Source organism: Yersinia intermedia (assembly GCF_900635455.1).
GTDB lineage: Bacteria > Pseudomonadota > Gammaproteobacteria > Enterobacterales > Enterobacteriaceae > Yersinia > Yersinia intermedia.
In genome coordinates this window covers 1,265,628-1,279,767 of record NZ_LR134116.1, presented here as the reverse complement: position 1 = coordinate 1,279,767, position 14,140 = coordinate 1,265,628, and the positions used below count along the sequence as shown (strand labels likewise).

Genomic DNA, 14,140 nt, shown 5'->3' with positions numbered 1-14,140 from the left:
TGAACATGCCGTCTTGTCGCGGTGGCATACTCTTTATGTGATGGTTTTTTCTATCATACCTGAATATGTGCAAGCAAAATAAGGCGTTATATGGATCTTAGTGCGTCTGAAAAACCGGCACCTGACAATAAAACCATTCTCCACATTACTATCATCAGTATTGTCGTTTTTTTGTTCGCACTCTTTTGTATCCAGCTTTCTGAACGGTCAGAAAATCTCGCCCCACTATGGTTCCCGACGGCAGTCTTAATAGTCGCGCTATTCCACCACCCTGCACGCTATTGGTTATGGCAGTTATTAGCGGCAGGAATATGTATTGTTGCAGCTAATTTTATTTTATATGGTATCAGTTGGTTCCCACTCCCCCTGGTATTAATCAACCTGGTTGAAGCAACCGCCGGGGCTTGGTTACTGCGTAAATTCCTGCACGCCAAAGACCCGCTCAATAATCTGCTTAGTTGGCTCAAATTCTCGGTTTGTACCGTGATTATGGTCCCTCTGGTTAGTGGGCTGGCAGCGGCTTGGTATTTGTCCCCACAAAGCGGCAGCTTTACCCAAGTGCTCACGGTGTGGTTTATGTCCGAGGCGGTAGGGATGTTGGCCTTAGGGCCGGTCGGGTTACTTTACCGTCGGGGTTATTTCAATATCGCGACCAAATCCAAAGCACTGTTTGATATGATACTTATGATGGTAGTATCGTTATCCGCCTGCTATCTCGGACTGATTTATCTGCCGTTCCCCTTTACCTTTGTCATTATGGTGTTGATCTGGACCTCAATCCGCTTACCGCGTTTTGAGACATTTGCCATCTGCTTTATGGCAACATTACTGATCGCATTGATGCTTAATTTCAAGCTGTATACCATCCATTCCGATACAAGTCTGTCAATTCAGGCGTTCTCCTTTATCCCTTTATTAATGGTATTAATTCCCCCCCATGCCATGGCGATGGTAATGCACTCCTTTCGCATGGAGAAAGAGCATATTATTGAAAGTGAAAACCGCTTTCGTAACGCCATGGAATATTCAGCCATCGGGATGGCTCTGGTGTCGCCGCAAGGCCAATGGATGCAGGTCAATAAGGCCTTATGCAAGTTATTGGGCTACAGCCAGGAGAGCTTACTGACCCTGACTTTCCAACAAATTACCCATCCAGACGATCTCTCTGCTGACTTGAAATTACTCGACGACCTCTATCACGGCCGTATCCCCAGCTATTCGATGGAAAAGCGCTATATCCGCAGCGATGGCGAAATCGTGTGGACACTACTGGTGGTCAGTGTGGTGCGGGATCACCAACAGCAACCGCTCTATTTCATCTCGCAGGTTGAAGATATTAATGAGCTGAAAAAGACCGAGATTGTTAACCGCCGCCTAATGGAGCGAATTACGCTGGCTAACGAGGCGGGGGGCATTGGTATCTGGGAATTGGATATCAAAACGCAGGTTCTCAGTTGGGATAAGCGGATGTATGAACTCTATCATATTCCGTTTAATACCCCGGTTGATGAGCGTGTTTGGCGGACACATGTTCACCCGGAAGATATCAATCGGGTTAATCGCGAATATAGCGCCGCCCTCAAGCAGCGCCAGCCATACCGTCTGGAATTCCGGCTGTTATTACCGGATGGTGAAATTGTTCATCTGCGTAATCAAGCCAATATGGTATGCGATAAAAATGGCAATATTTTGCGTCTGATTGGTACCACGCTGGATATGACGGAAATCAGAAACCTGACGGAAGCGCTGCACGAGGAAAAAGAACGGCTGCATATCACGCTGGACTCCATCGGTGAAGCGGTGGTTTGTGCCGATCAAGAGATGAAGATTACGTTTATGAACCCGGTAGCCGAGAAAATGACCGGCTGGGCAAATACCATCGCATTAGGCCAACCTGTCAACAATATCATCAAGTTGACTAACGGTGTAGACGGCGCGGAGATTGATAACCCGATAGAACATTGCCTGAATCATCGCCCCTACTCTTCACTCAATGAGTCAATGGTATTACATCATCGTGATGGCCAGTATTATGATATTCAAGAGTCGGTCGCACCGCTGAAAACATTGGAAGGTGACATTGTCGGAGCGGTACTGGTGTTTCAGGATGTCGGCGAATCGCGCGCAATGATGCGCAAACTCAGCCATAGTGCCTCTCACGATAATCTCACCGGGCTACCAAATCGCGCCAATTTTGAGAATAAATTGAAAGCGGCAATCCAAATTAGCGTCGAACTTAACCAGCAACATGCATTGGCCTTCCTTGATTTGGACTATTTCAAAGCCGTTAATGACACTGCCGGGCATCCGGCGGGAGATGCATTATTGAAAGAGTTGAGCCAGTTGATGCGCCAGCACTTACGCAACAGCGATTGTGTTGCACGCCTCGGTGGTGATGAGTTTGGCTTGCTAATGCTCAACTGCACCCTGCCCCATGCCAAAGCCATTACCCAAACTCTGGTATCACTGATTAATGGCTATCATTTCTACTGGGAAGATAAGCTCTATCGTATTGGGGCCAGCGCGGGTGTGACACAAATAAGCAGCAGTAACAATCAGCGCAGTGAAATTATGGCACAGGCCGATATCGCCTGTTATACCGCCAAACACAGTGGGCGCGGCCAGGTTTATCTCTATCAACCACGGCAAAAACAGCTATTGGCACGCCAACACGAGCTGCTAAGCAGGGAAGATGTTGAGAACATTCTCAATGATAACCAACTGGAGTTGCAACTCACCCCAACCGCGCCCCCCAGAACGCCGTTGTCTGTCTGTTTCTATCAAATCAGTTTCGAGGTTAATCGGCCACAGGGTCTTAACGTTAGTCAGGCTGATTTTCAGGAAGCCGCGCTACTCTATGGCTTGCTGCCGCAGATTGATAATTGGATCTGTGAGCAACTGTTAATGACACATGCCCAAGCTATCAAACATAAAGGGCTGGCGCTGGCTATCCCGCTGTCAGAGGTGGCGCTGCTCAAAGAAGAGTTCCGCCAATCATTGCTGACCTTGGTGCAGCAAACCGTACTGCCACCACAAAGTCTCTATTGGATGGTTGATGAATCCACATTACTGCAATACCCCTTTGCGATTGGCAATTTTCTCGCTAAATTGCAACAACTGGGCGGCAAACTTATCGTTAAAGAGTTTGGTCACAACCTGAATGATTTCGAGTTACTGGCGGATCACACTATCGATTATATTAAATTTAACAGTGACTTAATTTCCCATATTCATATCAATCAGATGGATGAAGTGCTGGTCTCTATCATTAACGGTACTGCTCAGCGGGCCAATATCGCCACTCTGGCTGGGCCAGCAGAACTCCCCCTGACGCTCAATAAACTGATAACCATCGGTGTCGATTTAGCTGACGGTCAAACCATCAGCTCGCCGCAGCCGTTGTCTGATTTACTCGACAGCGGATATTTTGCGATTAAATAGCCGGTTCATCATGTTGCGCCCTCAACCATGATTAAAAAATCACTAACATGACGATTGCCCCGCTGCCCACTATCGGGTAAAGTCGCCCCCCTTTATTTGGCCTGGGGGGCGATTATGTTCATTGGTTTTGACTACGGCACAGCAAACTGCTCAGTTGCCGTGATGCGGGATGATGCTCCCAACTTACTGGCACTGGAAAATAATGACGTCTATCTGCCCTCCATGTTGTGTGCACCCACACGGGAAGCCGTCAGTGAATGCCTGCACCGCCACTGGCAGGTACCCACCGGTAGCGACGAAAATCAGCAGCTATTACGCCGAGCCATGGCGTTTAATCGCGAAGAGGATATTCCGGTTGCCGCCGACAGTCTGACATTTGGCCTGTCGGCCCTCGCCCACTATATCGAAGACCCTGAAGACGTATACTTTGTAAAATCACCTAAATCCTTCCTGGGTGCCAATGGGTTGAAACCTCAGCAATTGGCGCTGTTTGAGGATTTGGTCTGCGCCATGATGTTCCACATCAAACGTCAGGCAGAATCTGTACTGGCATCAGAAATCAGTCAGACAGTGATTGGCCGTCCAGTCAACTTCCAAGGCTCTGGCGGTGAAGACGCTAACCGGCAAGCTGAAGGGATTTTACTGCGCGCCGCACAACGCGCCGGTTTTCGTGATATTGCTTTCCAGTTTGAACCGGTCGCCGCAGGGCTGGATTTTGAAGCGACGCTGACAGAAGAAAAAACCGTACTGGTGGTGGATATCGGTGGCGGTACCACTGACTGCTCGGTGCTGTTAATGGGGCCGAAGTGGCAAGGGCTGGCAGACCGCCAACAAAGCCTACTGGGCCACAGTGGTTGTCGCGTTGGCGGTAACGATCTGGATATTATGCTCGCGTTTAAACAATTGATGCCGCTGTTTGGCATGGGTGGCGAGACCGAGAAAGGGATTGCTCTGCCGTCACTGCCCTATTGGAATGCTGTTGCGACTAACGATGTTCCGGCACAAAGCGATTTCTACAGCACAGTTAATGGCCGCTTCCTGCGTGATCTGATCCGTGACGCGGCAAATCCACAGCAAGTAGAACGCCTGCTGAAAGTGTATCAACAGCGCCTGAGTTACCGTTTAGTCCGGGCGGCGGAAGAGAGCAAAATCGCACTGTCCGAACAAGCACAAGTGGCGACTACACTGCATTTTGTCGAGCCCGCGTTAGGCCAGATTATCAACCAGCAACAGCTTGCCGAAGCCATATCTCAGCCACTGCAACGGATTCAGGAACAAGTCAGTTTGGCGTTATCCACCAGCCATATCACTCCAGATGTCATCTATCTGACGGGCGGCAGCGCTCGCTCTCCGTTACTACGAGCGGCCCTGCAACAGCAACTACCGGGTATCCCGCTAGTGGGTGGCAATGACTTCGGCTCAGTGACCGCCGGTTTGGCCCGTTGGGCGCAGACCCTGTATCGCTAATGCTATTTTGATTACCCACTGCATAGTGGGTAATCAAAAAACAGAACGCATCACTTAATCGAATATCAACTGCAACCAAATCCTATCAATTTTGAATCCTAAAATTATAAAAACCAAAATCTCACATACCCTGACACTACTTTCATATTTCCTCCATTTTTATCCGGTAAATCCCCGCTAAACTAGTAACATATCGATACCCAATTGATTGCATCTATGTGCGCATAACAAAATAAACAAAAAGGACTACCGCCATCATGAAAGCTCAATCCAAACGCACTTCCAGGGTACTGATGGTACTCGGGGCGGTGGTGGCGATTATTGTTGCTGTCTTTGTCTGGCGCGACTTTAGTGCCGCCCCTGCCAGCACGCCGCCAGGTGCGCAGCCCACCGCTAACGGGACCACCACAGCCCGCGCCAGTGGGCGGCGGAATATGCCCATGTCACCGGTGCAGGCCGCCACAGCAACCGAACAAGCTGTACTACGCTATCTTACCGGCTTAGGTACCGTGCTTGCCGCCAACACGGTTACCGTGACCAGCCGGGTTGATGGCCAATTAATGGCAATCCACTTTACTGAAGGCCAGCAGGTCAACGCTGGTGACTTACTGGTGGAAATCGATCCGCGCCCTTATCAGGTACAACTGACCCAAGCACAGGGCCAATTGGCGAAGGATCAGGCCACGCTGGATAATGCCCGTCGTGATCTGGCCCGCTACCAAAAACTGGTGAAAACCGGTGTTATTTCACAACAAGAACTTGATACCCAAGCCTCGTTGGTGCGCCAAAGTGAAGGCAGTGTTAAAGCCGATCAAGGCGCTATCGACAGTGCCAAACTGCAACTGACTTATAGCCGTATTACCGCCCCCATCAGCGGTAAAGTGGGCCTAAAACAGGTTGATGTCGGTAATTACATTACCAGCGGTACCGCAACCCCCATTGTGGTGATCACTCAGACACATCCGGTTGATGTGGTCTTTACGCTGCCAGAAAGCGATATCCCCGCAATCATGCAAGCGCAGAAGAATGCAGCCCAAAATAACACTACCGTGCCAGTAGAGGCTTGGGATCGCACCAATAAACAGCGACTGGCACAGGGCTATCTGCTCAGTATTGATAATCAAATTGATACCACCACTGGCACCATTAAGCTGAAAGCACGCTTTGCCAATGACGATGACGCCCTGTTCCCAAACCAATTTGTTAATGCCCGTATCAAGGTAGATTTACTGCAAAATGCCGTGGTGGTGCCAACCGCAGCCGTACAAATGGGTAATGAAGGGAGCTTTGTCTGGATCTTAAATGACGAGAATAAAGTCAGTAAGCATCTGGTCACTACCGGTATTCAAGACAGCAAACAAGTGGTTATTAGCGCCGGATTGAGTGCGGGTCAACGCGTGGTTACTGACGGTATTGATCGCCTGACCGAAGGCTTGCAGGTCGAAGTGGTAACACCACGGGCGGCGGCGGCGAACCAGACGGGGGCCGCAGAGAAACCGACCACCGAGGAGAAAGCCACACATCGGGGCGGAAAAGCGGCGGGTAGCATTGTTCCTGCGGAGAAATCCTGATGCAAGTGATGCCTCCAACACCCGGTGGCGGGCCGTCACGGCTGTTTATTCTGCGCCCGGTTGCCACCACTTTATTTATGATTGCCATTCTGCTGGCCGGGATCCTCGGTTACCGCGCACTGCCAGTCTCGGCCCTGCCAGAGGTTGATTATCCGACGATTCAGGTGGTGACACTCTATCCTGGGGCCAGCCCAGACGTGGTGACATCATCCATTACCGCGCCGTTGGAGCGCCAGTTTGGTCAAATGTCTGGTCTCAAGCAGATGGCATCACAGAGTTCTGGTGGTGCGTCGGTGATTACGCTGCAATTCCAGCTTACGTTGCCACTGGATGTGGCAGAGCAAGAGGTGCAAGCAGCCATTAACTCTGCCACCAACCTGCTGCCCAATGATCTGCCTTATCCGCCGATTTACAGCAAAGTGAATCCGGCTGATCCGCCGATTATGACCTTGGCCGTGACCTCCACAGCCATCCCGATGACGCAAGTAGAAGATATGGTCGAAACCCGGATTGCGCAGAAAATATCGCAAGTCACCGGGGTCGGTCTGGTCACTATTTCTGGCGGGCAGCGCCCGGCGGTGCGGGTGAAACTGAATGCTCCGGCGGTCGCCGCATTGGGGCTGGACAGCGAAACCATTCGTACTGCCATCAGCAATGCTAACGTCAATTCCGCCAAAGGTAGCCTCGATGGCCCCACCCGTTCGGTGACATTGTCGGCTAATGACCAGATGAAATCTGCCGAGGATTACCGTGATCTGATCGTTGCATACCAAAATGGAGCACCGATCCGCTTGCAGGATGTCGCTACCATCGAGCAGGGCGCGGAAAATAACAAACTGGCCGCGTGGGCCAATACCCAGCAGGCGATTGTGTTGAATATCCAGCGCCAGCCGGGGGTCAACGTCATTGCCACCGCAGACAGTATTCGCGAGATGCTGCCGGAGTTGATCAAAAGTTTGCCCAAGTCGGTTGATGTTAAGGTACTAACCGACCGCACCACCACCATCCGCGCCTCCGTCAGTGACGTGCAGTTTGAGTTACTGCTCGCCATTGTGCTGGTGGTGATGGTGATTTATCTGTTTCTGCGCAATGCCGCAGCCACCATTATCCCCAGTGTCGCAGTACCGCTGTCACTGATTGGGACTTTTGCCGCGATGTATTTTCTCGGTTTTTCAATCAATAACCTGACATTAATGGCACTGACCATTGCCACGGGTTTTGTGGTCGATGACGCCATCGTAGTGATAGAGAATATCTCCCGTTATATTGAAAAAGGCGAGAAACCGCTGGATGCGGCGCTAAAAGGTGCTGGTGAGATTGGCTTTACCATTATTTCACTCACCTTCTCATTAATTGCCGTATTGATTCCGTTGCTGTTTATGGGGGATATCGTGGGCCGGCTGTTCCGCGAATTTGCCGTAACACTGGCGGTGGCGATCCTGATTTCAGCGGTAGTTTCGCTGACGCTGACCCCAATGATGTGCGCGCGGATGCTCAGTTATGAGTCACTACGCAAGCAAAACCGCCTGTCACGTGCCAGTGAGAAATTCTTTGACTGGGTGATCGCCCATTATGCCGTAGCACTGAAAAAAGTACTTAACCATCAGTGGCTGACACTGGGTGTGGCACTCAGCACACTGGCGCTGACCGTGATCCTTTATCTGCTGATCCCCAAGGGCTTTTTCCCGTTGCAAGATAATGGGTTGATTCAGGGGACACTGGAAGCACCGCAATCCGTGTCATTCAGTAATATGGCGGAACGCCAGCAGCAAGTAGCCGCCATTATCCTGAAAGATCCGGCGGTAGAAAGCCTGACCTCATTTGTCGGGGTTGATGGCACTAATGCCACGCTGAACAATGGCCGGTTGCAAATTAACCTTAAGCCACTCAACAGCCGTGACGATCGCATCCCGCAGGTCATTACCCGCTTACAGGCAAGCGTCGCCGGTGTACCGGGGATTAAACTTTACTTACAGCCGGTACAGGATCTGACCATTGATACTCAACTGAGCCGGACGCAATATCAGTTTACCCTGCAAGGCACGACACTTGAGGAGTTGAGCACTTGGGTACCGAAGCTGGTTAGCCAGTTGCAGCAACAAGCCCCCTTCCAGGATGTCACCAGTGATTGGCAGGACAAGGGATTGGTGGCGTTTGTTAATGTCGATCGCGATAGTGCCAGCCGTTTAGGTATCACGATGGCAGCTATCGACAGCGCGCTATATAACGCCTTTGGTCAACGCCTGATTTCCACCATTTATACCCAAGCCAACCAATACCGCGTGGTGCTGGAACATGACGTGCAGGCCACGCCGGGGTTGGCGGCATTTAACGATATCCGCCTGACGGGTAGCGACGGTAAAGGGGTGCCACTGAGCAGTATTGCCTCCATTGAAGAGCGTTTCGGGCCGCTGTCTATCAACCATTTGAATCAATTCCCGTCGGCCACTATCTCTTTCAATCTGGCACCGGGCTATTCCCTGGGTGAAGCAGTAAACGCGGTGACACAAGCTGAGCAGACAATTCAGCTACCGGCTGATATCACCACCCGCTTCCAAGGCTCTACGCTGGCATTTCAGGCCGCACTCGGTAGCACGCTGTGGCTGATTATCGCCGCGATTGTGGCGATGTATATCGTGCTCGGCGTATTGTATGAAAGCTTTATTCATCCGGTCACTATCTTGTCAACCCTGCCCACTGCCGGTGTCGGTGCCTTGCTGGCGCTAATGCTGACCGGCAATGAGCTGGATGTGATTGCCATTATCGGCATTATCTTGCTGATCGGGATTGTGAAGAAGAATGCCATCATGATGATCGACTTTGCGCTGGCCGCGGAGCGGGATCAGGGGATGACCCCGTATGATGCCATCTACCAAGCGTGCTTGTTACGTTTCCGCCCCATTCTGATGACCACATTGGCCGCGTTATTTGGTGCATTACCCTTGATGCTCAGCACCGGAGCCGGTGCCGAGCTACGCCAACCACTAGGTGTGTGTATGGTGGGCGGGCTGATTGTCAGTCAGGTACTGACCCTGTTTACCACGCCAGTTATCTATCTGTTGTTTGACAAACTGGCGCGCAACTCTCACGGCAAAAACCGCTATCGCCATCAGGATACTGACGCATCTGAGTCACCCCATGGGCAGGAGCAACCGTGAAATTCTTCGCTCTGTTCATCCAGCGCCCGGTGGCTACCACCTTGCTGACAATGGCTATTACCCTCAGCGGTATTATTGGTTTTAGCTTATTACCCGTATCACCGCTGCCGCAGGTAGATTATCCGGTGATCTCGGTGAGTGCGTCTATGCCAGGGGCCGATCCTGAGACCATGGCGTCTTCAATTGCCACCCCGCTGGAACGCGCACTGGGCAGAATTGCAGGCGTCAATGAAATGACCTCTACCAGTTCATTGGGCAGCACACGGATCATTCTGCAATTTGATCTTAATCGAGATATCAACGGTGCGGCCCGTGATGTACAGGCAGCGCTTAATGCCGCACAAAGCCTGCTGCCCACTGGCATGCCAAACCGCCCGACCTATCGCAAGATGAACCCGTCGGATGCGCCCATCATGATAATGACGCTGACCTCGGATACCTTTACTCAAGGTCAGTTATATGATTTTGCCTCAACCAAACTGGCGCAGAAAATTGCTCAAACCGAGGGAGTCAGTGATGTCTCGGTGGGAGGCAGTTCCCTGCCTGCGGTGCGGGTTGAATTGAACCCCGGCGCATTGTTTAACCAAGGTGTCTCGCTGGATGCGGTGCGACAGGCAATCAGCACCGCCAACGTCCGCCGCCCACAAGGTGCTATCGATTCCAGTCAGCAGCACTGGCAGGTGCAGGCCAATGACGAGATCAAAACCGCAGAGGGTTATCGCCCGCTGGTGATTCATTACAACAATGGCTCAGCGGTACGGCTACAGGATGTCGCCACGGTGGTGGACTCGGTGCAAGATGTGCGTAACGCCGGGATGTCCGATGGTAAACCGGCGGTGCTGTTAGTGATCAGCCGCGAGCCGGGAGCAAATATTATCGCCACCGTCGACCGGATCCGGGCAGAGCTTCCGGCCCTGCGCGCCTCGATCCCCGCCTCGATTCAGTTGAATATTGCACAAGATCGCTCACCGACCATTCGTGCTTCGCTGGATGAAGTGGAGCGCTCACTGATGATCGCCGTGGCACTGGTGATCCTGGTGGTGTTCCTCTTTCTGCGCTCAGGGCGTGCCACGCTTATTCCTGCGGTTGCCGTACCGGTTTCGTTGATCGGAACATTTACCGCTATGTATCTGTGCGGTTTTAGCCTGAATAACTTGTCATTGATGGCATTGACTATCGCCACCGGCTTCGTGGTTGATGATGCCATTGTGGTGCTGGAGAATATTTCCCGCCATTTGGAAGCGGGGGTAAAACCGATGGCTGCCGCCCTGCGCGGGGTGCGTGAAGTGGGCTTTACCGTGTTGTCGATGAGTATTTCGCTGGTGGCCGTGTTTATTCCACTGCTGCTGATGGAGGGGTTACCGGGCCGTTTATTCCGCGAGTTTGCCGTAACACTGTCGGTGGCTATCGGTATCTCACTGGTCATTTCCCTCACCTTGACGCCAATGATGTGCGCTCATTTGCTACGATCACACCCGGTTGGTCAGCAACCCCGGATTCGCGGGTTTGGTAAAATACTGCTGGCTATCCAGCAAGGTTATGGTCGCTCACTCAATTGGGTACTTGGTCATACACGTTGGGTGATGGTGGTACTGCTTTCCACTATTGCGCTCAATGTTTGGCTCTATATCAGTATCCCGAAAACCTTTTTCCCTGAGCAGGATACAGGCCGGATGATGGGCTTTATTCAAGCTGATCAAAGTATTTCGTTTCAGTCGATGCAGCAAAAGCTGAAAGACTTTATGAAGATTGTCAGTGCTGATCCGGCCGTCGACAATGTCACCGGCTTCACCGGTGGCTCGCGCACAAATAGCGGTTCGATGTTTATCTCGCTCAAACCCTTGAGTGAACGCAGTGAGAGCGCTCAGCAAATTATCACTCGTCTGCGTGCCAAGTTGGCCAAAGAGCCAGGAGCCAGCCTGTTCCTGGCACCGGTGCAGGATATTCGCGTCGGTGGCCGCCAAGCCAACGCCAGTTATCAATTTACGCTGTTAGCAGACGATTTAGCCGCACTACGTGAATGGGAGCCCAAAGTCCGCGCCGCGCTGGCTAAATTGCCAGAGCTGGCAGATGTCAACTCTGACCAGCAGGATAAAGGCTCGGAGATGGCACTGACTTATGATCGCGAAACCATGGCACGCTTGGGGATTGATGTGTCCACTGCCAATGCCCTGCTAAACAACGCCTTTGGTCAACGGCAGATCTCCACTATTTATCAGCCATTGAACCAATACAAAGTGGTGATGGAAGTCGCGCCTCAATACACTCAGGATGTCAGTTCGTTGGATAAAATGTTTGTGATTAATAGCAGCGGTCAGTCAATTCCACTGTCTTATTTCGCCAAGTGGCAACCGGCCAATGCGCCACTGTCAGTTAATCATCAAGGCTTATCTGCCGCCTCGACCATCTCATTTAACTTACCGGAAGCTGGCAGTTTATCTGCAGCAACCGCCGCCGTTGAGCGGGCAATGACCGAACTTGGGGTACCGGCCAGCGTGCGCGGCACCTTTACCGGTACTGCGCAGGTATTCCAGGAAACACTGAAATCGCAGTTGTGGCTGATTATGGCCGCTATCGCTACGGTGTATATCGTGCTCGGGATTTTGTATGAGAGCTATGTTCATCCACTGACCATTCTGTCCACACTGCCCTCTGCTGGGGTGGGCGCGCTACTGGCGCTGGAATTGTTCGACGCCCCCTTTAGCCTGATCGCACTTATTGGCATTATGCTGTTGATTGGTATCGTGAAGAAGAACGCTATCATGATGGTGGACTTTGCCCTCGACGCGCAACGTAATGGAAATCTCAGCGCCCGTGATGCTATTTTTCAGGCCAGTTTATTGCGCTTTAGGCCGATTCTAATGACCACATTGGCCGCCTTGTTCGGGGCGCTGCCACTGGTGCTAGGCAGCGGTGATGGGGCCGAATTGCGTCAACCACTGGGGATAACTATCGTCGGCGGGCTGGTAATGAGCCAGTTGCTGACGCTGTATACCACACCGGTGGTTTACCTCTATTTTGACCGATTACGCAACCGCTTTAGTAAGCAGCCGCTAATGAGGCTGGAGTAGCCTATGGCGATATACTCAGGCGGCAAGCGAGAAAACAGGTAAAAACATAATGAGAATCGGCATTACCGGAAAACTGTTTATGGCGATATTTGCTACCTGCATGCTGGTGTTGATCACGATGCACTGGGGGGTTAGAGCCAGTTTCGAGCGCGGTTTCATTGACTACATTAAACAGAGCAATGAGCAGCGCATTGCCATGCTGGGAGATGCGCTTGAGGTACAATATCAACGTTACGGTAACTGGGATTTCCTGCGTAATAATGATCAGGTGATTTATCAGATCATGCGATCTTTCGAGCAAAGCGGTGATAACAGCCGCAACCTGCCACCACGGGGCTGGCGCGCTCAGTTCTGGGTGGTCGATAATCACAATAATCTACTGGTCGGGCACACCGGTCAGGTTCCGAAAGAAGCCAGCCGTCGCGCCATCAAGGTGAATAAACTCGTGGTGGGCTGGGTGATGTCTACCCCTCCCGAAAAACTGACGCGCAATGCCGATATTAACTTTGACCAACAACAACGCCGTACCAGTTGGATTATTGTCGGTTTATCAACCCTGCTGGCGGCGGCGGTGACCTGGATTTTATCGCGCGGGATGTTGGCTCCGGTAAAACGGCTGGTGGAAGGCACGCATCGGCTGGCTGCGGGGGATTTCAGCACTCGAGTGGCAGTCAGTAGCCGTGACGAACTGGGCCGGTTGGCGCAAGACTTTAACCAACTTGCCAGTTCGCTGGAGAAAAACGAGCAAATGCGGCGCGACTTTATGGCCGATGTCTCTCATGAGCTACGTACACCACTGGCAGTACTGCGCGGCGAGTTGGAGGCGCTACAGGATGGTGTGCGGCAACCAACACCTGAATCCTTGATTTCACTGCAAGCCGAGGTAGGGATTTTGACCAAACTGGTCAACGACCTACATCAGTTATCGCTCTCGGATCGCGGTGCTCTGGCCTACCGTAAAACCCAACTGGATGCGGTGCGCTTGTTACAAATCGCCATCGCCAGCTTCCATGGCCGTTTCCAAAGTAAAAATATCACCATCACCGCCCATCTGTCTGAACAGGCGGTAATATTTGGTGACCCCGACCGATTGAATCAGCTATTTCATAATTTACTGGAAAACAGCCTGCGCTATACCAATGAGGGCGGGCAGCTTGAGATTATCGCGCAACCAGAGGAAGAGAGATTAATCTTACACTGGCAGGACAGTAAACCGGGCCTTAGCGATGAACAGCTCCAACGTATCTTTGAGCGTTTTTATCGCACCGAAAGTTCACGTAACCGCGCCAGCGGCGGCTCTGGGCTAGGGCTGGCGATATGTCACAATATTGTCGAGGCACACGATGGCAAAATCAGTGCTGAACATTCACCTTTGGGTGGCCTGCGGATTACGGTAATATTTCCGTTATTCCATTCCATAGGGTAATTCATT

Annotated in this window: 6 protein-coding genes; all 6 read left to right on the top strand. The window is 51.7% G+C overall.

The annotated features are described in order from the left end of the window. The first annotated feature begins 90 nt into the window (after nucleotides 1-90). Entirely contained in the window at nucleotides 91-3,441 is a 3,351-nt protein-coding gene (locus EL015_RS05945) for a diguanylate cyclase (RefSeq protein ID WP_005183983.1), read from the top strand. Between the two features lie 114 nt (nucleotides 3,442-3,555). Further along, the gene (yegD, locus tag EL015_RS05940; protein WP_032905993.1) at nucleotides 3,556-4,908 is read left to right on the top strand and encodes a molecular chaperone; all 1,353 of its coding nucleotides are present in this window, start codon (nucleotides 3,556-3,558) and stop codon (nucleotides 4,906-4,908) included. A gap of 257 nt (nucleotides 4,909-5,165) precedes the next feature. Next, nucleotides 5,166-6,479, top strand: a complete 1,314-nt coding sequence (locus EL015_RS05935) for an MdtA/MuxA family multidrug efflux RND transporter periplasmic adaptor subunit (RefSeq protein ID WP_032905995.1) — start codon at nucleotides 5,166-5,168, stop codon at nucleotides 6,477-6,479. Further along, the gene (locus EL015_RS05930; RefSeq protein WP_005183990.1) at nucleotides 6,479-9,637 is read left to right on the top strand and encodes an MdtB/MuxB family multidrug efflux RND transporter permease subunit; all 3,159 of its coding nucleotides are present in this window, start codon (nucleotides 6,479-6,481) and stop codon (nucleotides 9,635-9,637) included. Before EL015_RS05935 ends, EL015_RS05930 begins: the two co-directional genes overlap by 1 nt. Continuing rightward, entirely contained in the window at nucleotides 9,634-12,708 is a 3,075-nt protein-coding gene (mdtC, locus tag EL015_RS05925; RefSeq protein ID WP_032905997.1) for a multidrug efflux RND transporter permease subunit MdtC, read from the top strand. The genes EL015_RS05930 and mdtC overlap by 4 nt, the downstream gene beginning before the upstream one ends. Before the next feature lie 49 nt (nucleotides 12,709-12,757). Continuing rightward, the gene (gene baeS, locus EL015_RS05920; RefSeq protein WP_005183994.1) at nucleotides 12,758-14,134 is read left to right on the top strand and encodes an envelope stress sensor histidine kinase BaeS; all 1,377 of its coding nucleotides are present in this window, start codon (nucleotides 12,758-12,760) and stop codon (nucleotides 14,132-14,134) included. The last annotated feature ends 6 nt before the right edge of the window (nucleotides 14,135-14,140 follow it).

Bases quoted from the DNA above. Each gene is read 5' to 3' on its own strand.
- EL015_RS05945 (WP_005183983.1), top strand. From the start codon at position 91: ATGGATCTTAGTGCGTCTGAAAAACCGGCACCTGACAATAAAACCATT.
- yegD (WP_032905993.1), top strand. From the start codon at position 3,556: ATGTTCATTGGTTTTGACTACGGCACAGCAAACTGCTCAGTTGCCGTG.
- EL015_RS05935 (WP_032905995.1), top strand. From the start codon at position 5,166: ATGAAAGCTCAATCCAAACGCACTTCCAGGGTACTGATGGTACTCGGG.
- EL015_RS05930 (WP_005183990.1), top strand. From the start codon at position 6,479: ATGCAAGTGATGCCTCCAACACCCGGTGGCGGGCCGTCACGGCTGTTT.
- baeS (WP_005183994.1), top strand. From the start codon at position 12,758: ATGAGAATCGGCATTACCGGAAAACTGTTTATGGCGATATTTGCTACC.